Consider the following 24752-nt stretch of genomic DNA (forward strand, 5'->3'; position numbering starts at 1 on the left):
TGGCTGACGCGCCAGCGCGCGCTGGCCACGCACCCCTTGAATGCCAAGCTTTTCGCCCACTCCGCGCTCCAGCGCGTGGTGCTATCCTGCCTGGCGTAGTCCCGCGCCGCCCGTCGCCCGCGGCCCGCACGAGCGCGGCGCCGGCCAGGGCCAGGGGCGGCGCCCGCAACCCGGATTTCCATGTACGTCGATTCCCACTGCCATCTGAATTTCCCCGAACTGGCCGCCGACCTGCCCGCCATCCTGGAGCGCATGGCCGCCAACCAGGTGACGCACGCGCTGGTGGTCAGCGTCAACATGCCCGAATGGCCCGGCTTGATGGCGCTGGTCGAGCCGCACGCCCATCTGTGGGCGTCGGTGGGCGTGCATCCGGACTACGAAGACACGCCGGATCCCTCCGTGGAAGAACTGGTGCGCCTGTCGGCCCATCCCCGCGTGGTCGCCATCGGCGAGACCGGGCTGGACTACTACCGGCTGTCCGAGCCGTTGGACTGGCAGCGCGAGCGCTTCCGCCGTCATATCCGCGCGGCGCGCGAGACCGGCCTGCCGCTGATCGTGCACACGCGCGCCTCGGCCGAGGACACGGTGCGCGTGCTGCGCGAGGAAAACGCTGGTGAAGTCGGCGGCGTGATGCACTGTTTCACCGAGAACTGGGAGGTCGCGCAGGCGGCGCTGGAGCAGAATTTTTATATCTCGCTGTCCGGCATCGTCACCTTCAAGAATGCCCAGATCGTGCACGAGGTCGCTGCCAAGGTGCCGCTGGACCGGCTGCTGATCGAAACGGATTCGCCGTACCTGGCGCCGGTGCCTTACCGTGGCAAGCTGAACGACCCGTCCAAAGTGATCCATGTGGCCGAGAAGATCGCCGATCTGCGCGGCATCACCGTGGCCGAGGTGGCGCGCGCGTCAACCGATAACTTCTTTAATCTTTTCAATAAGATAAAGAAATAAATTAAGAAAATAGTTCAAGTTGAATCGCGAGGTTCCCATGCAGATCGCCCGCCGTCCGTCGCCCGTTCGAGGCTCGTTCCCGTCCGCCCGCAAGGCGCTGGCAGCCATGGCGATGGCGCTGGCGGCCCACGCGGCGCAGGCCGCCAATCCGAACGACTGGTGGGTCTACCTGGCTAACGACTACGCCGACGACATCAAGGACGTGCTGGCGCAAGGCGCCGATCCCAATGTCCGCTTCCAGAATGGCCAGCCGGCGCTGATGCGCGCGGTGGTGGCCGGCGCCTGGAACGTGTTCGACGCGATCGCCGCCGACCGCCGCACGGACGTGAACGCCGAGAATCCGGCGGGCGAGACCCCGCTGATGTACCTGGCGATCGCGGGCCAGACCGAGCGGGCGCGCGCGCTCATCGCGCGCGGCGCCCAGGTCAACCGCCTGGGCTGGACGCCGCTGCACTATGCCGCGTCCAAGGGCCAGCTGGCGATGGCGCAACTGCTGCTGCAGCACAAGGCCATGGTCAACGCGCCCGGGCCTTCGGGCGAGACGCCGCTGATGATGGCCGCGCTATCGGGCAGCAAGCCCATGGTCGAGCTGCTGCTCAAGGCCGGCGCCGACGTCACCACGCGCGATACCAAGGGGCAGAACGCGGCCGACTGGGCCACCACCGGCAAGTCGACCAAGCTGGCCGCCGAGCTGCGCGAGCTGATCGCGCGCCAGGATCGGGACAAGCAGGCGCGGCGCGCGGCCGCGCCGGCGGAAGCCGAATCGGTGGATGATGCGGCGCTGCAGGCCGTCGCGCCAGCCGGCGCGGGGCAGGACGCAGCGCCGCCCAGCCTGGCGCCGCCTCCCGTCGCGTCGCCGTCACCGGCACCTGAGCCCGGTACGCCGGCCGTCCGTGGCGTCTCGGGCGTCAAGCTGAACAGCTACGACTGACGGGCCTCGCCAGCCGGATTTCCGCCGTTGCGCGCCGCGTCCAGCGGCCACGCGACGACGCATGCGCCGCCTCTTGGGGCGGCGTTTTGCTTTGCGCTGCGTGGTGTGGCGCGCCCTTGGCGCGCGCCTGGGCAGGCCGTGTCCGCGCGCAGGGCTTCCTTTGATATTTTTCTCATATTTGCTGGGGTTTTCCCTTGTAATTCTCAATTTTTGGGAATAATTTGCAGGATCAAAGCCATAAATTGATAATCTCCGCTCCAGTTCGTTTGGAGATGAATCTTGACACCCGACCCCTCTGTCGGCGCCGGCGCGGATCGCGTCCTGTATGTGCTGGCCACGCTGGCCCGGCATGACGGGCCGCTCAGCATCGCGGCGCTGGCCGAACAGACCGGCCTGGCGCAAAGCACGCTGTACCGGCAGGTGGCGCTGCTCAAGCGCTGGGGCTTCGTCGCCGAACACGATGGCGAATACGGGCCGGGGCCGCTCAGCGTGCAGCTGGCCTGGGGCTTCGACCAGTCTTCCTTCCTGATCCATGAAGCGCAGCCGGACATGGCGGCGCTGGCGGTCGCGTCCGGCGAGACCATCGGCCTGCTGGTCGCGGTCAAGGATCAGGCCGTCTGTCTGGACATGGTGGAAAGCCAGCATCCGCTGCGCTGCTCGTTCACCAAGGGTCGCGGCCTGCCGCTGGCCCGGGGTGCGTCGGCCAAGTCGCTGCTGGCCTTCATGCCGGCGGCGCGCCTGCAGGCGGCGCTGGGCTACCTGGCCGGCGAGGCGGGCATGGATCCGGCGCGCCTGTCCGGGGAGCTGGAAACCATACGCGGGCAGGGCTACGCCGTCACCGACAGCGAAGTCGACGCCGGCGTCTGGGGCGTGAGCGTGCCGATCTTCCAGCGCGCCCACCAGGCCGTCGCCTCGATCACGCTGATGGCGCCGTCGACCCGCGCGGCGCAGCGCCCGCAGGCCCTGATCGACATGACGGTCGGCGCCGCCCGGCGCATTTCACTGAAGCTGCAGGCGCGCTGAGCGCCAGGCCCGATACCGTTACGTTCCGAATACCGTCCCGACCGACCTTGATTTTCCATTCCATGCTGTCCCGGCGCTCCACCGCGTTCCCTGTTCCGCCTGCCGCCTCGCGGCTCGCCTTTCCGATATCCCTTTCCTAGGATTGATCATGACCACTCGTCGCACTCTGCTGACCGCCGCCCTGAGCCTGGGCCTGGCCGCCTGGACCGCCGGTTCCGCCCACGCGCAGGAAACCATCCGCGCCGTCACCGACGCCACCTTCCCGCCGATGGAATTCGTCAAGGACGGCAAGCGCACCGGCTTCGACATCGAGCTGGTGGAAGCCCTGGCCGGCGCCATGGGCAAGAAGGTCGAATGGATCGACATCGACTTCAAGGGCCTGATTCCCGCCCTGCAGGCCGGCCGCGCCGACATCGCCGTGTCCGCCATCTACATCACGCCCGAGCGCAGCCGCGTGGTCGACTTCACCGACCCGTACTACGCCGGCGGCCTGGTCGTGCTGACCAAGAAGGACGGCCCGATCAAGACGCTCAAGGACATGGATGGCCGCAAGGTCTCGGTGCAGGTCGGCACCAAGTCGGTCAACTACCTGAAGGAACACTTCCCGTCGGTGCAGCGCGTCGAAGTGGAAAAGAACCAGGAAATGTTCAGCCTGGTGCAGATCGGCCGCGCCGAAGCCGCCGTGACGGGCAAGCCCGCCGCCAAGCTGTTCGCGCAAAGCACGCCGGACCTGACCGTGCTGACCGAGCAGGTCACCACCGAGGAATACGGCATCGCCGTGCCCAAGAGCAAGCCCGAGCTGACCCGCGACCTGAACGCCGCGCTGGCCAAGCTCAAGGCTGACGGTAGCTACCAGGCCATCGTCAACAAGTGGTTCGAGGCCCCCGCGAAATGAACCAGCCTTTGGATTTTTCCGCCGTCTTTGCCGACTTCGACGCGCTGCTGCGCGGCGCGCTGGTCAGCATCGAGGTGACCGCCGGCGCCTTGCTGGTGGGCTGCGTCGTCGGCCTGCTGGTCGGCGTGGGCCGGCTCAACCCGCAGCGCCGCGTGATCTACAACCTGTGCAGCGTCTACCTGCTGCTGTTCCGCGGCACGCCCCTGCTGGTGCAGCTGTTCATCTGGTTCTTCGGCCTGCCCCGGTTCGGCATCACGCTGCCGGCCTTCGTCTGCGGCGTGGTGGGCCTGGGCATGTACTCCGGCGCCTATGTGTCGGAAATCGTGCGCGGCGCCATCCAGTCGGTGGATCGCGGCCAGACCGAGGCGGCGCGCTCGCTCGGCATGTCCTCGGGTCAGGCCATGCGCATCATCATCCTGCCGCAGGCGGTGGTGCGCATGATCCCGCCGCTGGGCAACGAGTTCATCGCGCTGATCAAGAACTCGGCGCTGGTGTCGCTGCTGACCATCCATGACCTGATGCACGAAGGCCAGAAGATCATCAGCGTGTCGTACCTGGCGCTGGAAACCTATCTGGTGGTGGCGCTGGTCTATCTGGTCCTGACCACGGTGGCCATGGTGATTCTGCGCAAGATCGAGCAACATCTGCGCGCCGGGGGGATGGTGCAATGAACACCGCAACCATGAATGAAATGATCCGCATCCGCGGCCTGCAGAAATCCTACGGCGACCACGCCGTGCTGCGCGGCATCGACTTCGATGTGCTGCCGTCGCAGGTGGTGGTGGTGATCGGGCCCAGCGGCTCGGGCAAGAGCACGCTGCTGCGCTGCTGCAACGGGCTGGAAGTGGCGCAGGGCGGCACCGTCCGCATCTGCGGCCAGACCCTGCAGGACAACGGCAAGATGCTGCCCGAGGCGCAGCTGAACCAGCTGCGCATGCAGGTGGGCATGGTGTTCCAGGGCTTCAACCTGTTCCCGCACCTGTCGGTGCTGGACAACGTCACGGTCGGTCCGCGCAAGCTGCGCGGCATGGGCCGCGACGAGGCCCACGCGCTGGCCGAGGACCTGCTGACCAAGGTCGGCCTGAGCCAGAAGATGAACGCCATGCCGGCCAGCCTGTCCGGCGGCCAGAAGCAGCGCGTGGCCATCGCACGCGCGCTGGCCATGCAGCCCAAGGTCATGCTGTTCGACGAGCCGACCTCGGCGCTGGACCCGGAACTGGTGGGCGAAGTGCTGCAGGTCATGAAGCTGCTGGCCCGCGAGGGCATGACCATGATGGTGGTCACGCACGAAATGGGCTTCGCGCGCGACGTGGCCGACGTGGTGGCGGTGATGGACGGCGGCGTGATCCTGGAATCCGGCTCGCCCGACGTGATCTTCACCCAGCCGCGCGAGGCGCGCACCCGCGCCTTCCTGCAGGCCGTGCTGAACAACGGCCAGGGAGAGCAGGCATGAGCACGCCGCAACTGGACGCCAGCGTCTGGGTGGCGCGCGACGACAGCGCCGAGCGCGGCGACACGCGCCGCCTGGCGCACATCGTGCGCGCCTACGACGGCCAGGCCAAGGCGGGCGAGGGCGTATTGCTGGGCTTCGCCTGCGACGCCGGCGTGGCCCGCAACCAGGGCCGCGTGGGCGCGGCGGCCGGCCCGGCCGGCATCCGCAAGTTCCTGGCCGGCCTGCCGGCCCATGGGCTGACGCGGCTGCTGGACGCCGGCGACGTGGCCTGCGAGGGCGACGCGCTGGAAGCGGCGCAGGACGCGCTGGGCCAGCGCGTGGCCGCGCTGCTGGGGCAGGGCGCCCGCCCGCTGGTGCTGGGCGGCGGCCATGAGATCGCCTGGGGCAGCTTCCAGGGCCTGGCGCGCTGGCTGGAGTCGCGCGGCGACGACGGCGCCGTGCTGGTGCTGAACCTGGACGCGCACTTCGACCTGCGCACCGGCCGGCCCGGCAGCTCGGGCACGCCGTTCGACCAGATCGCCAGCTACTGCCAGGAACGCGGCCGCAAGCTGCAGTACGCCTGCCTGGGCGTGTCGCGGCTGGCCAATACGCCGGCGCTGTTCGCGCGCGCCGACGAAGTGGGCGCGGTCTGGGTCGAGGACCGCGACATGGGCGAACGTCACCTGCCGGAGCGCCTGGCGCAGCTGGACAGCCTGCTGGCGGCGGCCAGCCATGTGTACCTGACCATCGACCTGGACGTGCTGCCCGCGGCGGTCATGCCCGGCGTGTCGGCGCCCGCGCCTTACGGCGTGCCGATGGCGGTGGTCGAGGAAATCGCGTTGCGCGTGAAGGCCAGCGGCAAGCTCCGGCTGGCCGATATGGCCGAGTACAACCCGCGTTTCGACGTGGACGGCCACGGCGCCCGCGCGGCGGCGCGGCTGGCCTGGCAGCTGCTGTCGGCCTGAGCGTTAGCGGGACCGCCTGAAAAGGCAAGGGCGGCCGCTGCGCGAGCAGGCCGCCCTTTTTCTTGTGCGCGGCGCGCGGAGCCGGCAGGTTGCGCGCGCCGTTCCCGTCTCAGCCCGTCAGACCGGCGGCGTCAGCGGAATCGACATCTGGTGATGGAACAGATTGTCGGGATCCACCGAGCGCTTGGTCGCGATCAGCTGGTTGACCTTGTTGCCGTAGTACAGGTGCAGCCAGCCCGGATCGATCTGCGCGTGGGTCTGGTTGGTGTACTTCATATCCACGTCCGGGTAGTTGATGTAGCACCCTTCGAACGGGGAGCCGGGCTGATAGACGGGCTTGCCGCCATACTGCCCGAAGTACTCGTCGTACAGGTCCGAGATCCACTTCAGATAGAACGCATCGTCGGCTGGATCGGTCCAGTAGACCTGGAACTGCGACTTCAGCAGCGAGGAACGCTGCGGGACGCTGGTGGGGTTGAGCGTTTCGTCGTTGCGGTTGATGCGGCCGCCATACGAATCGATCTGCACCAGAGCCTGGTTCAGGCGCGGGTCGGCCGTGCCGTTCAGGTACTCCCACATGGCGGTGATTTCCACGTCGGTGAAGTTGGCGCGGTGGTACGCGGACTTGTACTTGCCGCGCTGGTTGCTGCCCGAGCCGTTGATGTTCTGCGTCAGCCACAGCCAGTCCATCAGCCGCGCGTCCTGCACCGGGTGGGACAGGTCCAGCGGCGCTTCGGTCAGGCGCCGCGTCGGTCCGAGCCAGTTGGCCTCGATGTTGATGCTGGGCACCGTGGCGGCGGCCGCGTTCATCGCGTTGACGAAGTTGATGAAGGGCTGGTCGCGCGCGCCGCCGACCTTGCCGTCCGTGCCGGTGTACTGGATGTTGAGCACGATGTCGCCGGTGGAGCGGTGCTGCACCTTCAGCAGCGTGAACAGTCCGCCGTTGGCCTTGGCCGGGTCGGAGCTGTTCCAGTCGGCGTCATTGTCCGCGAACCACTGGTAGTAGGCCTTCATGAAGCGGCCGAAGGCGGCCTTGCCGGTGGCGCCCGTGCCGAACGAGGCCCAGGGATACGACAGCGACAGCCAGTAGGCCTGTTGCGGCGCGACGGGCAGTTCCGCGAAGTAGTAATTCAGGATGATGCCGTAGTTGCCGCCACCGCCGCCACGGCACGCGATGAACAGGTCGCGGTCGGTGCCGACGCTGGCCAGGTTGACGTGCTTGGCGACCAGGGCGTTCTGGCCCGGGCCCTTGGGCACCAGGATGTCCACGCCCGACAGCCAATCGACCGTCAGGCCCTGCAGGCGCGACAGCAGGCCATAGCCGCCGCCGACGATGTGGCCGCCAGCGCCCACCGAATAGCACGAGCCGCCGGGCAGGGTCCGGTTGGCCGACTTGTACAGGTTCACATAGCCGTCCCAGTTCTGGTTGCCGGCGGCGGCCGAGAACTTGTAGCGCGCCGACGCATTCCAGGGCGAGGACACGTCGCCGGCCTCGCTGTAGCGCAGGCCCGTCACCAGGCCGATGTCGATGATGGCAAGGGACTTGCCGTGGTCCTCGGGCAGCTTGTTCGCCACGAAGCCTTCGTAGCAGTGGCCGCCGCTGCGCACCGTGATGCGGCAGCCCTTGGCCAGCGCGTCGTTGGCGGCAGCCAGGACCGACTGCGCGTCGTGGCAGACATAGATCGCGTCCGCACCCTCGCCGGTGGTGGGGAAACGCAGGTTGAAACCCTTTTGCAGGGTTCGGTAGCGCTGGTCATCGTTATTGACAAAGACAAAATCCGACATGAGATCCTCTATGTTTTAAGGGTTCATAAGGGTCTTCAGACGCTAGGTCTTCACATGCAAGGTCTTCACATGCGACCGGACTCCCGCCTGGCGGCGGAATGACTCGCACACGCTATCCCCAGCCGGTCGCCGGGGACCTGCGCATTGTGCGGGATCAGGGTGACGGATTCAACGCTGTGCGACATGCCTGCGGAGGATGGACGCTGGCGCCGCCGCGCACTAGGATAGGCAGGGCGGGAAGCCGCCTGAGGGCAGGCGCCGAATGGACGCAGGTCCGCCTTTCGGAAGGCTCCGAATTATATGTGTCCCCATTTAAAATATTTTCATTAAAAATGGGGACGATATAGGTTTCGTGGATAAAATGGCGCAACTTTGTCAGGAGAGCCAGCTCATGTCTCAAACTCCCACCCACGCATTGCCGTCTTATCTGAACGCCGACGACCTCGGCCCCTGGGGCAACTACCTGCAGCAGGTCGACCGGGTCACCCCGTACCTCGGTTCGCTGGCACGCTGGGTCGAGACCCTGAAGCGCCCGAAGCGCTCGCTGATCGTCGACGTGCCGATCGAGCTGGACAACGGCAAGATCGCCCACTTCGAGGGCTATCGCGTGCAGCACAACACCTCGCGCGGCCCGGGCAAGGGCGGCGTGCGCTTCCACCAGGACGTGACGCTCTCCGAAGTCATGGCGCTGTCGGCCTGGATGTCGATCAAGAACGCCGCGGTGAACCTGCCCTACGGCGGCGCCAAGGGCGGCATCCGCGTCGACCCGCGCACGCTGTCCATGTCCGAGCTCGAGCGCGTGACGCGTCGCTACACCTCGGAAATCGGCGTGATCATCGGACCGTCCAAGGACATCCCCGCGCCCGACGTGAACACCAACGCCCAGACCATGGCCTGGATGATGGACACGTACTCCATGAACGAAGGCTCGACCGCCACCGGCGTCGTGACCGGCAAGCCGATCGCGCTGGGCGGCAGCCTGGGCCGCGTCGAGGCCACCGGCCGCGGCGTGTTCGTGGTGGGCTGCGAAGCCGCGCGCGACCTGAACATCAACGTCGCCGGCGCGCGCGTGGTGGTGCAGGGCTTCGGCAACGTCGGCGGCACCGCCGCCCGCCTGTTCCATGAGGCCGGCGCCAAGGTCATCGCCGCCCAGGACCACACCGGCACCGTGCACAACGCGGCCGGCCTGGACGTGCACAAGCTGCTGTCGCACGTGTCGCAGCATGGCGGCGTGGGCGGCTTCACCGGCGGCCAGGCGATGGACAAGAACGAGTTCTGGACCCTGGAAACCGAATTCCTGATCCCGGCCGCCCTGGAAAGCCAGATCACCGCCGCGAACGCATCCAAGGTGCGCGCCAAGATCGTGGTGGAAGGCGCCAACGGCCCGACCACCCCGGAAGCCGACGACATCCTGTTCGAGCACGGCGTGTACGTGGTGCCGGACGTGCTGGCCAACGCCGGCGGCGTGACGGTGTCGTACTTCGAGTGGGTGCAGGACTTCTCCAGCTTCTTCTGGAGCGAGGACGAGATCAATCAGCGCCTGGAGCGCATCATGCGCGAAGCCTACGCCGGCATCTCGCAAGTGGCGCGCGAGCACAAGGTCACGCTGCGCACCGCCGCCTTCATCGTGGCGTGCACGCGGATCCTGCAAGCCCGTCAGGTGCGCGGCCTGTATCCGTGATACCCGAACTGGCGGGACGCCGTCAGGCGCCCCGCCGGGGAGCAGGAGGAAGACAATAAGGAGATCGCCCCGCAAGGGGCGATCTTCATTTGGGCGGCCGGCGCGCTTGCGTCGGTCCGTCCGCCGGCGCCGCCACGGGGCGCTGGCCGGCGCGTCTGCCGGCCGACGCGATCAGGACGCCGGCAGCAGCTCGGGCTTGAGGATGCCGCGCAGTTCCGAGTATGGAATGCTGATCTCCGGTTCGCCCTGCGCGTAAGGCGCGATCGAATAGGCCGGATATTTGATGACCATGCCGTCGCGGGTCAGCGCGTAGTTGTCGTTCTCCTGGAACGGCCACATCTTGTCGTAGGCCGCCGGGTCGCGGCGGGCCTCGGCGTTGCCCTGCAGCCATTTGGCGTGGGCCCGGCGCAGCGCGGCCACGTATTCGGCGCGGCGGCCGGGAATCAGCGCCTCGTCCAGCGCCATCACGCGGCCTCGCCCCAGCTCCCAGTTCAGGAACTGGGTGGCGGGAATGCCGTGGGCCGAACCCGTCAGGAACTGCTCGGTGTGCAGCTCGATGGCGACGACGCCGCCGACCGTGTCGCGCACGCGCGCCTTGAAGTAGGTGGCATCGCGCGGACGCGCGGTCTGCCAGAAATACTGCGTGTATTCCGACAGCGTTTCATAGGGGCCGCGGCGCTGGGCGTCGGTGCCGGTCATGTAGGCCAGCACATGGTCGACCAGCGCCGTCAGCTTGGGTATGCCGGGGAAGGCCACGCTGTCGATCTCGATGCGCGGGCAGTCGCCCTTGCAGTCGGGCTTGTTGGACGCCCACTTGATGCGCTCGGTGGCCAGGTCGCCCACTTTCTCCGGGGTTGAAGACGTAGCGGCGGGCGCGGCCAGCGTGATGTTGGCGGGCGGCGAACTGCCGCAGCCCGCCAGCCCCAGCGCGGCGGCCAGGGACAGGACGCCAGCCGCGCCTCGGTGCGTGAACGTGCGACGCATAGACAGGAACCTCCAGGTAAAACGGGGCAATACCAAGGCGACCGCGCTCAGGGCACGACCGCCGTCCACTCGGCCGTCGAGAACTTCTCGTCGGCCTGGGCCTGCGCGCGCGCCAGCGTCGCCTCGCCGATCTGGCCGGGGCTCAGGCGGTGCAGGCCGGCGAAGGTGTCCACCATGCGCTGGATCACGTCGGCGCGCGCCAGGCCCGTCTGCGTGCGCAGCGGGTCGACGCGCTTCTTCGCGCTGGTGGTGCCTTTGTCCGACAGCTTCTCGCGGCCGATGCGCAGGACCTCCACCATTTTATCGGCGTCGATGTCATAGGCCATGGTGACGTGGTGCAGCACCGCGCCGGAACGCCGCGCCTGCGCCGCGCCGCCGATCTTGCCCAGGTCCGAGGCGATGTCGTTCAGCGGCTGGTACCAGGCCTTGATGCCCAGGCTCTTCAACGCTTCCAGCACCCAGGCATCCAGGAAGGCATAGGACTCCTGGAAGCTCATGCCCTGCACCAGCGCCTGCGGCACGCTCAGGGAATAGGTGATGGAATTGCCCGGCTCCATGAACATGGCGCCGCCGCCGCTGACCCGCCGCACCACGGTGATGCCGTGGCGCTGCGCGCCGTCGGGGTCGACCTCGTTCTTGAGCGACTGGAAGCGGCCGATGACGACGGCCGGCTCGGCCCATTCCCAGATGCGCAGCGTGGGCGGGCGCAGCCCGGCGCCGACTTCGTCGGTGATGGCCGCGTCCAGCGCCATGTGCAGCGCCGGCGGCTGCGGGCCTTCATGGATCAGCTGCCAGTCGTAGTCGTTCCAGTCGCTGCGGTTCGCGCTCATGCCAGGGCCCGCCGCAAGGTCACGGCCACGGCCTCGGCCGAGAAGCCGAACATCTCGGCGTCGGAGGGCAGGGCCGACTGCACCGCCAGCGCCAGCTCCAGCTCGCCGGCGTCGGCGGGCATGCCGGTCAGGCCGCGATTGATCGCTTCCAGCGCCTCGGGCGGCTCCAGGAAAAAGTCTCCGCTGATGCGCACGTCGGCCAGCCGGCCATCGCGCACCTCCACGTCCGCCACGACCAGCTTGCCGCCGGGGACCTTGTATTCGCCATGCATGGGCGCTCCTTTCTAATGCTCTAGATTCAGTTTCATGCCGTCGTGGCTGGCCGCGAAGCCCAGGCTCTCGTAGAACCGGCGCGCGTCCGGCCGCGCGCGGTCGGTGGTCAGCTGCACCAGGCCGCAGCCGCGTTCGCGGCACTGCGCGATCGCCCATTCGAACATGGCGCGGCCCAGGCCGGCGCCGCGCAGTCCGGCGGCGATGCGCACGCTTTCGATCTGCCCGCGCCACAGCCCCAGGCGCGACAGGCCGGGGATGAACGATAACTGCAAACAGCCGGCAATGCTTGAATCCAGCTCAACCACGGCCAGGAACTGGTTGGGATCGCGGTCGATGGCGGCGAACGCGTCCTGGTAGCGCGCGTTGACGGGCAGCGAGGGATCCTCGCGCGTGGCGCCCAGCGCGTCGTCGGCCAGCAGGGCGACGATGGCGGGCAGGTCCTCGGCGCGCGCGCGGCGGAACTGCGGGGTTGGAATGGACATCGCGAACCTCTCAGCGCGCTACGTTCTGCGCGGTCTGGCCGAACAGGATGCGGCGCGATTCCTCGTCGCCGACCGAGGGCGCGGTATTGATCTGGTCGGCCAGCGCATAGGCGCGCCGGGTCGCCGGACGCGCGGCGATGGCGTCGAACCAGCGCTTCAGGTGCGGGAAGTCGTTCAGGTCCTGGCCCTGCTTGGCGTGCGGCACGATCCAGGGATAGGCGGCCATGTCGGCGATCGAATAGTCGCCGGCCACGAATTCGCGGTCGGCCAGGCGCTTGTTCAGCACGCCGTACAGGCGGTTGGTTTCCTTGACGTAGCGTTCGATGGCATAGGGAATGCGCTCGGGCGCATAGCCCGAGAAATGGTGGTTCTGCCCGGCCATGGGCCCCAGCCCGCCCATCTGCCAGAACAGCCATTGCGACACTTCCTGGCGGCCACGCAGGTCGGCGGGCAGGAAGCGGCCGGTCTTCTCGGCCAGGTACAGCAGAATGGCGCCGGATTCGAACAGCGACAGCGGACCGCCGCCGTCGGCCGGCGCCTGGTCCACGATGGCGGGGATGCGGTTGTTCGGCGCGATGGCCAGGAACTCGGGCTTGAACTGGTCGCCCTTGCTGATGTTCACCGGATGGATGCGGTACGGCAGGCCGGTTTCCTCGAGGAACAGCGTGATCTTGTGGCCGTTGGGGGTGGTCCAGTAATAGAGATCGATCATGGCGGGTGTCCTTTGCGGTCAGGGCGCGGTGCGCCCTGGGCCCCGCCGGTGATGGCCGGCGGGTGGGGAAGGCCATGATAGCGGGGACGCGCAGGCCCGCGCCCCAATAACCGGGGGGCGGGCGCGGTTATGAGAGCCGGACCTCAGGAAGCGGCGCCGTGGCCGGCGCGGCCGCGCGGCAGGCGCCAGCTCCAGTTCAGGCTGACGCCGGCGGCGGCCAGGAAGATCAGCGCCACGCCGGCGATCTGCGCCATGTCCATGCGATGGCCGTACACCAGCAGGTCCAGCAGGATGGCCACGGCCGGATAGATGAAGCTGAGCGCGGCGGTGGACGTGGTCGGCAGCTTCTGGATGGCGGAATACATCAGGATGTACATCAGGCAGGTATGGACCAGCCCCAGCGCGACCAGGTAGCTCCATTGCAACGGCGAGGCGGGCAGGGCGCTGAAATCGGCCATGGGCAGCAGCATGACGGCGCCCAGCGTCACCTGCGTCAGCGCCAGCACCTGCGGCGGTATCGCCTTCAGGCGCTTGACGATGACGGCGGTGACGCCATACAGCGCGGCCGCGCCCAGGCCCAGAGCCAGCCCGGCCAGGTAGTCGCCGCCGTCGGCGCGCGCGTCCCACAGTCGCAGCACCAGCAGCAGGCCGGCGAAGGCCACCAGCGACCAGGCCAGCTTGCCGGCGCTGGGCCGCTCGCCCAGGAACAGCACGCCCAGCCCGATCAGGAAGAAGGGCTGCACGTTGTAGACCGCCGTGGCCAGCGAGATCGAGGCCAGCCGGTAGGCCGAGAACAACAGCACCCAGTTCAGCACCAGCGCGGCGCCGGCCGCCAGCGCCAGGGCCAGCGTGCGGCGCGTGTACAGTCCGGGCCGCAGCAGGCCGCGCGCCCAGCAATACGCCAGCAGCGACAGCGCGCCGAACAGGCAACGGAAGAACACCACGTTCCAGGCGCTCTGTCCGGACTCCAGCACGAACACGCCCAAGGTGCCCGACAGGGTCATGGCCGCGGCCATCTGCGCCAGGCCCACGCGTTCGGAATTCGGGTTCATGATGATCTCTCCAGCCGGACAGGGCGCCGGCGCTGATGTTTGATGGAGAAATTATCCCAGGCAGATAAAGCTGGTTATATGATGAGGTTTCGGCATTTTTATTTTCCAACCTTCTTTTAGGTGGAATATATGCAAAACGACCTAAAGAATGAAAACCCGGTCCTGGACGGTATCGACCGCCGCCTGGTGGAGATGCTGTCGGCCAATGCCCGCACCACCACCGCCGACCTCGCGCGCCAGGTCGGCATGTCGGCGCCCAGCGTGGCGGACCGGCTGCGGCGCCTGGAAGATTCCGGCGTGATCCGCGCCTATACCGTCGACGTGGACCCGGTCGCGCTGGGCTACACGCTGGAAGCCATCGTCCGCATCCGCCCCTTGCCGGGCCAGCTGCGGCACGTGGAAGGGCTGATCCAGGAGATCCCGGATTTCATCGAATGCGACAAGGTCACGGGCGACGACTGCTTCATCGCCCGGCTGGTGCTGCGCTCGATCTCGCACCTGGACGGGATCCTGGAGCGGGTGACGGAATACGCCGAGACCAACACGTCCATCGTCAAGGCGCGCACGGTGCGGCGCAGGTTGCCGCCGTTGCGGTGATGGCGGCTGGCTCGCAGGTCGCTTGGCGGGATGAAATGTCATTACATTGTTCGCACAATGCAATGACATTAAAATTGGCTTCAGAGAACCTCATGCCGGAGTCCTTAGCGTGAAAGAATCCACCGTCACTTTCCGGGTCGAGACCGAGTTGCGCGACGACTTCCATCGCGCCGTTGAAACCGAGCACCGGCCTGCCGCACAGGTCTTGCGCGAGCTCATGCGCGAGTACATCGTCCGCACCCTGCCGCCAAAGTCATTGATCACTGCCGCTGAGCGCCAGCGGCGGCAAGCTGCGGTCGAGTTTTCGCGTGCCAACGTCGGCCTGGAGGGTTTCGTGCTGACTCCGGCAGACGAAGTCCATGCGCAACGCTTCATAGACGGTGAAATCGATTTGGCCGAATTCGTCGCGGCTCAGTTGCATGACCAACCGCCAAGCTCCTGATTTGACGCCGCAGGCGCGCCACGCACAGGAGCGCCGGCATGTTTTCCAGCGCAGCGTCGAGCTTCTGCTTACGCCTGTGGCTGGCGATTTCGATGCCGCGCATTTACGGGAGATAAACCGACGGCTTTTCCAGGATCTGCCCGCATTGGGATTCGATGATGTCACGCCCGGGCAGTATCGGCCCGCCGTGCCGGATGGGCTGGATTGGATCAAGAACCGTCGACTGGAAACTGTCGACGCACCGTCTTGCGTCGCGTATTCGCGCATGGATGATATCGCCCTGGCTCGCATGGACCACATGCTTGCCGAAGCCAGGCCTGCCACGTTGTCCAGGCTACCTTTGGCCGAGTTCGTGCGGGCGCTCGGAGATCTTTATGCGGAGCTGGATTATGCGCATCCGTTTCGCGACGGCAATAGCCGAAGCCTGCGCATTTTCACCCGCCAACTCGCGCAGGCCTGCGGCTATTCGCTAGACTGGGAACGTTTCAACCGATCTCCAGGTGCTCGCGACCTGCTCTATATTGCCCGTGACCGCAGCGTCAACGCCCTGGCCTTGCCAGACATCCGGCACGCCGGCACACGGCGCGATGTCGTGCTGACCATGGATCGCTTCGAAGGCAACCCCGATCTTCCCGAACTGCTCCGCGACGCCGTATCGGCAGCCAGCTAGCGCAGCCTATTCCTGCAACGGCCTAGCTGTCAGCGTCCGCAGTTCGTTCAGCGATTTCATGGCTGAGCCGATCCGCCGGTCCCTGGCGCCAGGGAGCGAGCCATTTCGGATGCAAAGTCCGACAAATCCTGCCTGTGAATTCGAAAATATCCCATGGCCTGTCCGTTGCGATGGGCCTAGGGTAATGCCGACCACTGACCTCTGCCTGCAAACCGAATCGTCGGCGAGCCCGGTCAGAGCGCTTCCTGGCCAGGACATTGCCCAACATGGATGCACCACACAGCGCGAGCCTCGCCGGCCCGGAATCGGGGCGCGGGATAGAAAGCCGATCGATCGACTACATTCCCGGGCACGAGCGGCACGCAAAGCTGCGCAGCCAGGGGCCGTTCTGGTTTCTGGGAAATCTCCACTTCTTCACGATCTCGATCGGCTTCGTCGGGCCGGGCATGGGGCTGTCGGCGGCGTGGACCGCGCTTGCCGGCGCGCTGGGCGTCATGTTCGGCACGGTCTTCATGGCATTCCATGGATCGCAGGGGCCGGAGATGGGGCTGCCGCAGATGATCCAGTCGCGCGCGCAGTTCGGCTACCGAGGCGTCGCGCTGGCGCTGGCGGCCACGCTGTTCGTATTCGTCGGCTTCAATGTGGTCAACGTCTCGCTCATCATGGGCGGCCTGAATCTGGTCTTCGGACTGGATCCCGCCGCCGTGGCGATCGCCGTCGTCGTCGCGGGCGGCCTGCTGGCGATCTACGGGCACGACCTGATGCACCGCGCATTCAAGTGGGCGCTGATGGCCACGCTGCCGCTGTATGCGCTGGCGACCGTCGCGCTGGCCCTGGGCGTCGGCCACGGCCCGGCGGCCGCGCCGGCGTATCCCGGATTCAGCTGGGTGGCGTTCCTGACGCAGTTCGCGATCAGCGCCAGCTACAACATCTCGTATGCGCCCTACGTGTCCGACTACTCGCGCTATCTGCCCCGGGATACCCGCCGGGCAAGGCTGATCGCCGCGATTTTCCTGGGGGCGTCGCTGTCCGGCGCCTGGATGATCGGCCTGGGCGCCTGGCTCGCGCAACGGCTGCAAGCGTCGGATGCCCTGGTGGCGTTGAATGATGTGGGCTCGGCCCTGTATCCCGGCCTGGGCCGGGTTTTCGTCATCGTGTCGGTGGCGGGCTTCCTGCCGGTGATCGCGCTGAACACCTACAGCGCGATGCTGACGCTGTTGACCGCCGTGGATTCGTTCCGCAGGATCCGGCCGACCCGAGGCGCGCGCGTTGCGGCGGTACTGGCCATCAGCGGCGTCCTGCTTGCCTGCGCGCTGCTGGCCCGGGGCAATGGCATCGCGCTGCTGAGCACGTTCCTCGTGCTGCTGCTTTATTTCCTGGTGCCCTGGACGGCGGTGAACCTGGTCGACTATTTCCTGGTCCGCAAGGGACGCTATGCGATCCCGCATTTCTTCACGCCGAAGGGCATCTATGGCGCCTGGCAGGCGCGCGGCATCGCCGCCTATCTGATCGGCTTCGCCAGCATGGTGCCGTTCTTCCATATCGTCGATGCCGCGTCGGGGCAGGCCATTTTCGTGGGGTATGTCGCGCAACGGATGCACGGCGTGGATATCGCCTGGCTGGTCGGCCTGCTCGTCGCCGGATCGGTCTACCTCGCGCTGGGTCGTTCCATCGACCTGCGCGCGGAAGAGCGCGTCATCGCGGGCATCCGCGACAGCGACCTGGCGTCGATGGCCCAACACATCGCGGAGATCGAGCAATGAACGGGCCTCGCATCCGTCTGATCCAGTCGACCCTGGGCGATGGCGACGTCGCCGCCAATCTGAATCAGGCGCTCGCCCTCATCGCGCAGTGCGCCGGTCAGGTGGATCTGGTGGTCTTCTCCGAAACATACATCCCGGGCTTTCCCACGCCGCAGAACGTGGCCCGGCTGGCGGAGCCGCTGGATGGGCCATCCCTTTCCGCGCTGCGGGACGCCGCCCGGCAGGCCGGCGTCAGCGTGGCGATCGGGCTGGCCGAACGCGACGGCGAGCGTTTCTACAATACCGCCGTGCTGATCGATCACGAGGGCGGGCTGCTTCTCAGCTACCGCAAGACGCACCTTTATGAGTCCGACCTTGGGGTGTTCAAGCCCGGCGCCGAGTTTCCCGTATGCCGCTGGAACGGCATCCGCGTGGGCCTGCTGATCTGCTTCGACATCGAATTCCCTGAGACCGCGCGCATGCTGGCGAACAAGGGCGCTGAAATCATCCTCGTGCTGGACGGCATGATGAAGCCCCATGGGCATGTGCACCGTCGCGTCGTTCCGGTCCGGGCCCTGGAAAACCAGGTCTATGTGCTCATGGCCAATCGGGTGGGCGCGGGCGACCGGTACACGTTCAGCGGCGAAAGCCAGGTGGCCGATCCGTTCGGGCGCGTGCTCGCGATCGCCAGCACGGAGCAGCCGCAGGCCCTGACCGTCACGCTGGACATGGACGCGGTCGACCGGGCCCGGTCCGAGTTCCGGTATGTGGACCTTGCCGCCATCGCGCTCGATCCCGCCAGACGCGGCTGACGCCGGCTCTGGCCGGCTTGCGTCGAGGATCTGGCGATCTCAGCCCGCCGGCGCGGCCAGCGCCCGCAGGATGTCCTTCTCGATCCCGGCCGGCGTGTCCGTGGGCGCGTATCGCCGGATCACCTGGCCATCGCGGCCCACCAGGAATTTGGTGAAGTTCCACTTGATGCCCTCGGTGCCGAAGACGCCGGGCTTCTCGCCCTTGAGCCAGCGGTACAGCGGGTGCGCGTTGGCGCCGTTGACCTCGATCTTGGCGTGCAGCGGGAAGCTGACGTCGTACTTGGTGGAGCAGAAGGCGCGGATCTCTTCCTCGGAGCCCGGCTCCTGGTGGCCGAACTGGTCGCAGGGAAAGCCCAGCACCGTCAGGCCGGCGTTGCGGTGCGCCTGGTACAGCGTTTCCAGGCCGGCGTACTGCGGCGTGAAACCGCACTTGGACGCCACGTTCACGACCAGCAGCACGCGGCCTCGATACTGGTCCAACGCTTGCTCGGTGCCGTCGATGCCGCGGGCGGAGAAATCGTAGATCGTGCTCATGGGGACTCCTGGTCAGGCGTTCGAGCGCAGCGGCAGGGCTTCGCCGCCGGCTTGTCCGGCCAGTGTAGCCGCGCGGCGGCCGTGGCGGCGGGTGCCCCACAGCGTCAGCAGCAGCGCCGCCATGGCGATGGCGGCGGACATCCAGGGCAGGCCGGTCAGCGGCAGGCCGCTGCCCAGCGCCATGCTGCCCAGCCAGGCGCCGCCGGCGTTGCCCAGGTTGAACGCGCCCTGGTTCAGCGTGGACGCCAGGTTGGGCGCTTCGGCCGCCTGGTCCACGATCAGCGTCTGCAGCAGCGGCACCAGCGCGAAGCCCAGCGTGCCCCAGACGAACACCAGCGCCAGCATGGGCGCCAGCGCGTGCACCGCCTGCGACAGCGCCAGGAACACCAGCACCAGCCCCGCGAACATGCGCGTCAGCCAGAATTCCAGGTTGCGGTCGCCCAGCCGGCCGCCCAGCGTGCTGCCCACGGTCAGCGCCACGCCGAACAGCAGCAGCACGCCGGTGACGCCGCGCTCGGACACGCCGGTCACGTCGCGCAGCAGCGGCGCGATATAGGTCAGCACGCAGAACAGGGCGGCCGAGGCCAGCACGCTGGCGGCCAGCGGCCATAGCACGCGCGGATCGCGCAGCACCTTGAATTCGCGCAGGATGTTGCCGGGCTGCATCGGGATGCGGGCCGGCAGCCAGGCCGCCAGCGCCGCCACCGCGAGCAGGCCGATGCCGCTGACCACCCAGAAGGTCGAGCGCCAGCCGGCGGCCTGGCCCAGCGCCGTGCCCAGCGGCACGCCCAGCACATTGGCCAGCGTCAGGCCGGTGAACATCAGCGCGATGGCGCTGGAGCGCTGGTTGCGCGGCACCAGGTCGGCGGCCACCACCGCGCCGATGCCGAAGAAGGCGCCGTGGCAGAAGGCCGTGAACACGCGCGCCGCCATCAACGTGGCGTAGCCGGGCGCCAGCGCGCACAGCAGGTTGCCGATCACGAAGGTGCTGGCCAGCCCGATCAGCGTGGTCTTGCGCGGCAGCCGGGCGGTGATGATGGCCATGATGGGCGCGCCGATCACCACGCCCATGGCGTAGCCGGTGATCAAGAGGCCGGCGATGTCGATCGACACGCCCAGGTCGGCGGCCACGTCGGGCAGCAGGCCCATGATGACGAATTCGCTGGTGCCGATGCCGAAAGCGGCGGCGGCCAGCGCGATGAGGTGCAAGGGCATGGAAAGAGCCGGGAAGGGCGCGGCCCTGGGAAAGGGGCCTGGCGGCATGGGAAACCCACGAATTCTAGAACAAGGCGTCGCCGCGTCGCGAGCAATGCCCTGTCGGCATCGTGGAAATCAGCCTTTGTCCCGGCCGGGCTGGCGGGCTTGCGCCCGCGTTCAGACCAGTTTCAGGTCCAGCGGCCGCACGCCCGGAAACACCTGCCCCAGCCGCGCCGCGTCCAGTCCGTACAGGCGCGCGAACAGGCCGGCGAAGACGGCGCGGTACTCGTTCAGCACCGGGTAGTCGCGGTCCTGGAACAGGGTGTCGCGGCGCACCTCGACCTGGCGGCCGGCGATGCGCCCGCCGCGCACCGCGCCGCCCATCACCCAGTACACGGTGCCGTGGCCATGGTCGGTGCCCTTGTTGCCGTTCTCGCGGAAGGTGCGGCCGAATTCGCTGATGACCACCACCGTGGTCCGCTTCCAGGCATCGCCCATGGCGTCGGCGTAGGCCGCCAGCGCGCGTCCCAGCTGGCCCAGCCGCGTGGCCAGCGCGCCGCTGGCGCCGCCCTGGCCCACATGGGTGTCCCAGCCGCCCACGTCGACGAAGCCCAGGTTGTACTGGTCGCGCATGAAGCGGGCGATGCGCCGCGCCTCCTGTTCGAGCCTGTCGGCCGACACCGCGTTGCCGTTGGCGGCCTGCATCTCCGCATCCATTTCCTGGCGCGCCGCGCTCATGATGCGCTGGCCCTCGGCCACGGTCGCGTTCAGCTCGGTGCGCCGGTACATGGACGCGATGGCCTGGTTGTCCTTGTCGTTCAGCCGCGACTGGCGGCTGGCGCCGCCCAGGTCCACGTTGGGCACGTGGGCCGCGCCCCTGCAGATCTGCGGCACGTCGACGGTGAAGGCGGCGGCCTGTCCGCGCTCATCGCCCAGCACGCCCGCCAGCCGGTTCAGAAAGCCAGAGCCGTAGCCGGCGCCGCCCTTGTCCAGCCCCTGTCCCAGTTCGATGCGGTTCTGCGTCTCGAAGTGGCTGCGGCTGGTGTCCTCGGTGCCGGCAAAGGGCAGGAAGGCCAGCTCGCGCCGCTGGTAGAACGGCATCAGGCTGGCGGCCAGCGCGGGATGCAGCGCCCAGCCGTCGGCCAGCGGCAGCGCGGCGTCGGCGCCGCTGCCGGGGCGGGGGATGGCGATGGTGGGCCGCGACTCGTAATAGAAGTCGCTGGCGGCCGGCACCAGCAGGCTGGCTGCGTCGTAGGCGCCGCGCATGAATACGACCAGCAGCCGGTTGTCCCGCGCGGCCGGCGCGGCGTAGAGGCGGCCGGCGCCCAGCGCGAAGGGGGCGGCGGCCATGAGTTGGAGCAGGCGGCGACGGTGCATGAGGATCTCCGGGGCGGACGGGGCCGTGTTGTGCGGGCGGGGACTAGCGCCGCATGAATTCCGGCGAGGCCAGTAGGTAGGTATTGACGTCGCGCGGATTGGCGGCCTGCGCCAGCGCCTGGCGCGTGTCGGGCGACAGCCGGTCGAACAGCCCGGTGCCGGCATAGGCCTTGAGCAGGTCGGGCAGGCGCGGCGAGGGCGGCTGCGGCGTCTGCTGCTGCTGCTGCTGCTGCTGCTGCTGCTGCGGGTTCTCGGCGGGATCGCGGTAGAAGTTCGGCGGCGCCGCGGCGATCGCGCGCGCCGTCTCGAAGCGCGCCGTCATCTGGCCGGGGCCGGCCCAGTCCGATTGCGCCAGCGGGTAGCCGTCGGGCGTGAGGCGCTGGTTCAGCGGCTGGCCGAGCTGGCGCAGCAGGTTCAGCGCGGGCCGGGGATTGACGATGGTCGGCATGCCGGCATAGGCCAGCCGCAGCGACGAATACACATAGTGCACCGGGTCCTTGAACACGCCGGCGTCCAGCGAGCGCGCGAATTCGGGCGAGGCGTACAGCGTCTGCAGCACGGCGGCGATGTCGCCGTCGCTGGCCAGGAAGGTGCGCGCCATCCTGTCGACCAGCGCGGGCGGCGGCGCGTCGCCCAGGAAATAGGCCGCCAGCTTGGCGCTGATGAAATGGGCGGTGGCCGGATGGCGCGCCAGCAGATCCACGGCCTGGTCGACTTCTGCCAGGCCGGCGCCGGCGATGCGGTGGCCCAGGAACTGCTTGTCGCCGTAGTCGTGGCGCGCCGGATTGAACAGGAACAGCCCGTCCTGCACCACCTGCGCGCGCAGCTCGGGCCGCAGCTTGGGCGGCTCGTCGGGCCGGCCGATGCCCAGGCCGGTGAGGATGCGCGCCAGCTCCTGCACGTCCGCCTGCGTATAGCCGCCTTTCACGCCCAGCGTGTGCAGCTCCATCAGCTCGCGCGCATAGTTCTCGTTGATCTTGCCGGCCGCGTTCTGCGCATTGTCCAGGTACAGCAGCATGGCCGGCGAGCGGATGGTCGCGGCCAGCAGGTCGCGGAACTTACCGAGCGCGTGCGCCCGGATGGCGCGGTCTTCATAGCTGCCGATGAAGGCGCCCACGTCGCCCTTGGGGGCGTAGACGTTGAAGTGGTTCATCCAGAACCAGGTCATCTGCTCCTGCAGCTGGTTGGGCGAGTACAACGCGCGCCAGACCGCGCGGTCGGCCGTGGCGTCGGCGCGGTCGCGGGCGATCACGCGCGCGTCCCGCTGCGCCTGGACCCGGGCGTCGGGCGTCTGGTCCTTGGCGTCCTGGCGCAGCCGGCGCTGTTCGGCCTGCGCATCCTCGTCCGACTGCCGCGAGATCGGCAGGGCGTCGATGCGCCGCTGGACCTCGGGCGGCAGGGCGGCGCCGGGGGCGGGGTGCAGTTGGGCCTGGAGATAGCGCTCCGGCCCCAGTTCGCGGATGCGGGCCAGCTCGGCCGGCGTGGCGCCCCAGGTGATGCGGTTGACCAGCGCGGCCTCGCGCGCCGGGTCCGCCGCCGGCGGCTGGGCCAGCGCGGCGGCCGCCAGCGGCAGCAGCAGGAGGGGGGCAAGACACGGCAGAATGCGGCGGTGCAAGATGGGCATGGACGGACACCAGGAAAAGGGCGCGCGATCAAGCATATGACGCGATCATCGCCCGGACATTCCCGTTTCGCCGCGACTTGAAACGCACGGAAACGGATGGTTGTCGCCGGGCCGGCAGGGCGCGGGCAGGGCTGTCCGGCCGACGCGCTATCCCTGTATCAAGCGGGGCCATTGCCGATTTATCCGCGCCGCCCGCCTATGATGTCGCTGACGCCACCGCCGCACGCACAAGGAGCCCGACCATGCAAGGAATGACCGAACGCCTGGAGGCCATGCTGGCCAAGGGTACGGACAACATGCTGCTGCGCTTCTCGCTGGGCAAGGCCTACGCCGAGCAGGACTGCTACGGCGACGCCGAAAGGCATCTGCGCGTGGCGCTGGAATTCGATCCCGACTATTCGGTGGCCTGGAAGTGGCTGGGCAAGGCCTGCCTGGGGCAGGGCGACAAGGCCGGCGCGCGCGCGGCCTGGGAGTCCGGCCTGGAAGCGGCGCGGGCGCGCGGCGACCAGCAGGTGGTGAAGGAACTGCAGGTCTTCATGAAGCGGCTGGACAAGCAAGCCTAGACCGGGCCGCGGAACGCGTCGTCGAGCGTCGCGCCCGCGCGCGCCAGCTGCCGCGTCTGGTTGAGATAGCGTGAATAGCCCTGCGGATCCTTCGCGATGGTGTCGACGGCATCCATGCCCAGGTTCAGCGTCAGCATGGCGAACGGGCTGCCCTTGGTCAGCACGTGCGCGCCCAGTTTCACGCTGCTCAGCGCGACCTGCTTCAGGTCGTTCTGTTGCACGCCCTTGCCGATATCCACGATCATTTCCACCGAGTCGGCGATCAGGCCGAACTTGATGCCCGGCGGCTTCTTGGGCGTGGACACATCCAGCGTCTCTTTCATTGCGTCCGTCAGCGGACCCTTGACGATTCCGCTGGCCAGGGTGGAGCCAGAGGAGATCACGGCGCCCGCGTCTCCTTCCTGGCAGCCCTTGACGAAGCCGAGCGTGGCGCTGCCGATGCCGAGCTGGCGCTGCACGAGGCCGAAGAGATGTTTCGGCGTGTCCTTCTGCACGAACGTTTCGCCGACCGCATTCATTGCGCTGGCCGAATCGCTGAGCGTCTTTTGCGCGTCGCCCGCGCCGCGCTGCGATTCGGTCGCGCTGGCGTGGGTATTGAACACGGGGATGAGGCTGGCGCCTATATTGTTGAACGGCGTGCTCATATCGCGTTTCCCCGATCAAATGAACTGCTGGACTTCGTCAGACAAGGCCGGCTCAGGCAGATCTTCCGCCTGCGCGAGCAGGCTCTCGATCTGGCGGCTGGCGATGGCGCCGGCCAGCGCATCGACCTGCATGCCAAAGGCCGCAAGCAGCTCAAGAAAGGCCTCGCCCCGCCAATCGTCCTGCGCCGGCGCCCACAGCAGGCGCAGTATCAGGGTCTGTTCCGCAGGATGCAGCCCGATGCTGCTGGGATAGGCCATGCCGGGCACCACGTTGGCCGCGAGCAAGGCCCGGAACAGGTTGGCGGACATGGTCTCGTCGGTTTCCGACAAGGCGCCCGTCAGCACCAATGCCAGCTGCCCGCGCACCGGCTCGATCAAGATGGCGCGGTCGCCGCGCGTATACAGGCTGAACGCCCCTTCGTCGGTGGCGCTGATGATGACTCCCAGCGCGGATTCGATCTGCCCGATCCAGTCCCTCAGCTCGGTGGCGGCGTTGGCTTGCATGTCACGCTCCGGGGTAAAGAGCGTGGGTAACGGGCGGCGGGCGAAGGTTC

Annotated in this window: 27 protein-coding genes; 14 read left to right on the plus strand and 13 right to left on the minus strand. The window is 67.9% G+C overall.

All coding sequences use genetic code 11. The features are described from left to right. Positions 1-180 precede the first annotated feature (180 nt). From ACEU5R_RS09385 to hutG, 7 genes are all read left to right on the plus strand, one after another. Positions 181-951, plus strand: coding sequence for a TatD family hydrolase (locus tag ACEU5R_RS09385; RefSeq protein WP_103274107.1), 771 nt, complete (start codon positions 181-183; stop codon positions 949-951). A 37-nt stretch (positions 952-988) separates the two neighbouring features. Then, positions 989-1882, plus strand: coding sequence for an ankyrin repeat domain-containing protein (locus tag ACEU5R_RS09390; RefSeq protein ID WP_392409948.1), 894 nt, complete (start codon positions 989-991; stop codon positions 1880-1882). Between the two features lie 276 nt (positions 1883-2158). Continuing rightward, the gene (locus ACEU5R_RS09395; RefSeq protein ID WP_103274109.1) at positions 2159-2905 is read left to right on the plus strand and encodes an IclR family transcriptional regulator; all 747 of its coding nucleotides are present in this window, start codon (positions 2159-2161) and stop codon (positions 2903-2905) included. A gap of 148 nt (positions 2906-3053) precedes the next feature. After that, positions 3054-3800 carry a transporter substrate-binding domain-containing protein gene (locus tag ACEU5R_RS09400; protein ID WP_392409949.1) on the plus strand — a complete coding sequence of 249 codons (747 nt, stop codon included), beginning with the start codon at positions 3054-3056 and terminating at the stop codon, positions 3798-3800. Next, positions 3797-4471, plus strand: a complete 675-nt coding sequence (locus ACEU5R_RS09405; RefSeq protein ID WP_103274111.1) for an amino acid ABC transporter permease — start codon at positions 3797-3799, stop codon at positions 4469-4471. The genes ACEU5R_RS09400 and ACEU5R_RS09405 overlap by 4 nt, the downstream gene beginning before the upstream one ends. Then, a complete protein-coding gene (locus tag ACEU5R_RS09410; RefSeq protein WP_304558823.1) occupies positions 4468-5253 on the plus strand; it encodes an amino acid ABC transporter ATP-binding protein in 786 nt (261 codons plus the stop codon). The genes ACEU5R_RS09405 and ACEU5R_RS09410 overlap by 4 nt, the downstream gene beginning before the upstream one ends. Next, on the plus strand, positions 5250-6197 hold the full coding sequence (gene hutG / locus ACEU5R_RS09415; RefSeq protein ID WP_103274113.1) for a formimidoylglutamase: 948 nt from the start codon (positions 5250-5252) through the stop codon (positions 6195-6197). Before ACEU5R_RS09410 ends, hutG begins: the two co-directional genes overlap by 4 nt. 117 nt (positions 6198-6314) lie before the next feature. On the opposite strand, the gene ACEU5R_RS09420 is transcribed toward hutG, so the two are convergent. Beyond that, positions 6315-7982 carry a BBE domain-containing protein gene (locus tag ACEU5R_RS09420; protein WP_103274114.1) on the minus strand — a complete coding sequence of 556 codons (1668 nt, stop codon included), beginning with the start codon at positions 7980-7982 and terminating at the stop codon, positions 6315-6317. A 391-nt stretch (positions 7983-8373) separates the two neighbouring features. Here ACEU5R_RS09420 and ACEU5R_RS09425 point away from each other — a divergent pair, with 391 nt between their 5' ends. Continuing rightward, positions 8374-9663 carry a Glu/Leu/Phe/Val dehydrogenase gene (locus ACEU5R_RS09425; RefSeq protein ID WP_392409950.1) on the plus strand — a complete coding sequence of 430 codons (1290 nt, stop codon included), beginning with the start codon at positions 8374-8376 and terminating at the stop codon, positions 9661-9663. A gap of 171 nt (positions 9664-9834) precedes the next feature. Here ACEU5R_RS09425 and ACEU5R_RS09430 read toward each other — a convergent pair whose 3' ends face one another. From ACEU5R_RS09430 to ACEU5R_RS09455, 6 genes are all read right to left on the minus strand, one after another. Further along, positions 9835-10647 carry an RsiV family protein gene (locus ACEU5R_RS09430; protein ID WP_103274116.1) on the minus strand — a complete coding sequence of 271 codons (813 nt, stop codon included), beginning with the start codon at positions 10645-10647 and terminating at the stop codon, positions 9835-9837. 47 nt (positions 10648-10694) lie between these two features. After that, positions 10695-11477 (minus strand): biotin/lipoate A/B protein ligase family protein, encoded by a 783-nt coding sequence (locus ACEU5R_RS09435; RefSeq protein ID WP_103274117.1) that lies wholly within the window; start codon positions 11475-11477, stop codon positions 10695-10697. Further along, the gene (locus ACEU5R_RS09440; RefSeq protein ID WP_103274118.1) at positions 11474-11749 is read right to left on the minus strand and encodes a lipoate protein ligase C-terminal domain-containing protein; all 276 of its coding nucleotides are present in this window, start codon (positions 11747-11749) and stop codon (positions 11474-11476) included. Before ACEU5R_RS09440 ends, ACEU5R_RS09435 begins: the two co-directional genes overlap by 4 nt. A gap of 12 nt (positions 11750-11761) precedes the next feature. Continuing rightward, on the minus strand, positions 11762-12232 hold the full coding sequence (locus ACEU5R_RS09445) for a GNAT family N-acetyltransferase (RefSeq protein WP_392409951.1): 471 nt from the start codon (positions 12230-12232) through the stop codon (positions 11762-11764). Between the two features lie 10 nt (positions 12233-12242). Beyond that, positions 12243-12944: a glutathione binding-like protein gene (locus tag ACEU5R_RS09450; RefSeq protein ID WP_103274120.1), complete on the minus strand. Its 702-nt coding sequence runs from the start codon at positions 12942-12944 to the stop codon at positions 12243-12245. 143 nt (positions 12945-13087) lie between these two features. After that, on the minus strand, positions 13088-13996 hold the full coding sequence (locus tag ACEU5R_RS09455; protein WP_103274121.1) for a DMT family transporter: 909 nt from the start codon (positions 13994-13996) through the stop codon (positions 13088-13090). Between the two features lie 129 nt (positions 13997-14125). Between ACEU5R_RS09455 and ACEU5R_RS09460 the strand changes: the two genes are divergently transcribed. The 5 genes from ACEU5R_RS09460 (at position 14126) to ACEU5R_RS09480 (ending at position 18259) form a co-directional block, all read left to right on the plus strand. Next, the gene (locus ACEU5R_RS09460; RefSeq protein ID WP_103274122.1) at positions 14126-14593 is read left to right on the plus strand and encodes an Lrp/AsnC family transcriptional regulator; all 468 of its coding nucleotides are present in this window, start codon (positions 14126-14128) and stop codon (positions 14591-14593) included. Positions 14594-14702: 109 nt separating this feature from the next. After that, complete coding sequence (locus tag ACEU5R_RS09465; protein WP_392409952.1) at positions 14703-15035, plus strand: antitoxin VbhA family protein; 333 nt, start codon at positions 14703-14705, stop codon at positions 15033-15035. Beyond that, a complete protein-coding gene (locus tag ACEU5R_RS09470; protein WP_392409953.1) occupies positions 15013-15705 on the plus strand; it encodes a Fic family protein in 693 nt (230 codons plus the stop codon). The genes ACEU5R_RS09465 and ACEU5R_RS09470 overlap by 23 nt, the downstream gene beginning before the upstream one ends. 266 nt (positions 15706-15971) lie before the next feature. After that, positions 15972-17468, plus strand: coding sequence for a purine-cytosine permease family protein (locus tag ACEU5R_RS09475; protein WP_392409954.1), 1497 nt, complete (start codon positions 15972-15974; stop codon positions 17466-17468). Further along, a complete protein-coding gene (locus ACEU5R_RS09480; RefSeq protein WP_392409955.1) occupies positions 17465-18259 on the plus strand; it encodes a carbon-nitrogen hydrolase family protein in 795 nt (264 codons plus the stop codon). Before ACEU5R_RS09475 ends, ACEU5R_RS09480 begins: the two co-directional genes overlap by 4 nt. 39 nt (positions 18260-18298) lie before the next feature. Here ACEU5R_RS09480 and ACEU5R_RS09485 read toward each other — a convergent pair whose 3' ends face one another. The 4 genes from ACEU5R_RS09485 to ACEU5R_RS09500 all read right to left on the minus strand — a co-directional run bounded on the left by ACEU5R_RS09485 (position 18299) and on the right by ACEU5R_RS09500 (position 22991). Then, positions 18299-18793 carry a glutathione peroxidase gene (locus ACEU5R_RS09485; protein WP_392409956.1) on the minus strand — a complete coding sequence of 165 codons (495 nt, stop codon included), beginning with the start codon at positions 18791-18793 and terminating at the stop codon, positions 18299-18301. Positions 18794-18805: 12 nt separating this feature from the next. Beyond that, positions 18806-20008 carry an MFS transporter gene (locus ACEU5R_RS09490; protein ID WP_392409957.1) on the minus strand — a complete coding sequence of 401 codons (1203 nt, stop codon included), beginning with the start codon at positions 20006-20008 and terminating at the stop codon, positions 18806-18808. Positions 20009-20167: 159 nt separating this feature from the next. Further along, positions 20168-21367 carry a DUF1501 domain-containing protein gene (locus ACEU5R_RS09495; protein ID WP_392409958.1) on the minus strand — a complete coding sequence of 400 codons (1200 nt, stop codon included), beginning with the start codon at positions 21365-21367 and terminating at the stop codon, positions 20168-20170. Positions 21368-21410: 43 nt separating this feature from the next. Next, a complete protein-coding gene (locus tag ACEU5R_RS09500) occupies positions 21411-22991 on the minus strand; it encodes a DUF1800 domain-containing protein (RefSeq protein WP_392409959.1) in 1581 nt (526 codons plus the stop codon). A gap of 242 nt (positions 22992-23233) precedes the next feature. Here ACEU5R_RS09500 and ACEU5R_RS09505 point away from each other — a divergent pair, with 242 nt between their 5' ends. Beyond that, on the plus strand, positions 23234-23554 hold the full coding sequence (locus ACEU5R_RS09505) for a hypothetical protein (RefSeq protein ID WP_103274129.1): 321 nt from the start codon (positions 23234-23236) through the stop codon (positions 23552-23554). Here the strand turns inward: ACEU5R_RS09505 and ACEU5R_RS09510 are convergent. Together ACEU5R_RS09510 and ACEU5R_RS09515 are read right to left on the minus strand one after the other, a co-directional pair. Further along, positions 23551-24198: a hypothetical protein gene (locus ACEU5R_RS09510; RefSeq protein ID WP_392409960.1), complete on the minus strand. Its 648-nt coding sequence runs from the start codon at positions 24196-24198 to the stop codon at positions 23551-23553. The genes ACEU5R_RS09505 and ACEU5R_RS09510 overlap by 4 nt on opposite strands. 15 nt (positions 24199-24213) lie before the next feature. After that, the gene (locus ACEU5R_RS09515; protein ID WP_392409961.1) at positions 24214-24702 is read right to left on the minus strand and encodes a type III secretion system chaperone; all 489 of its coding nucleotides are present in this window, start codon (positions 24700-24702) and stop codon (positions 24214-24216) included. Positions 24703-24752 lie beyond the last annotated feature (50 nt).

It is taken from the genome of Achromobacter sp. 413638 (assembly GCF_043119405.1).
Classification (GTDB): domain Bacteria; phylum Pseudomonadota; class Gammaproteobacteria; order Burkholderiales; family Burkholderiaceae_B; genus Achromobacter.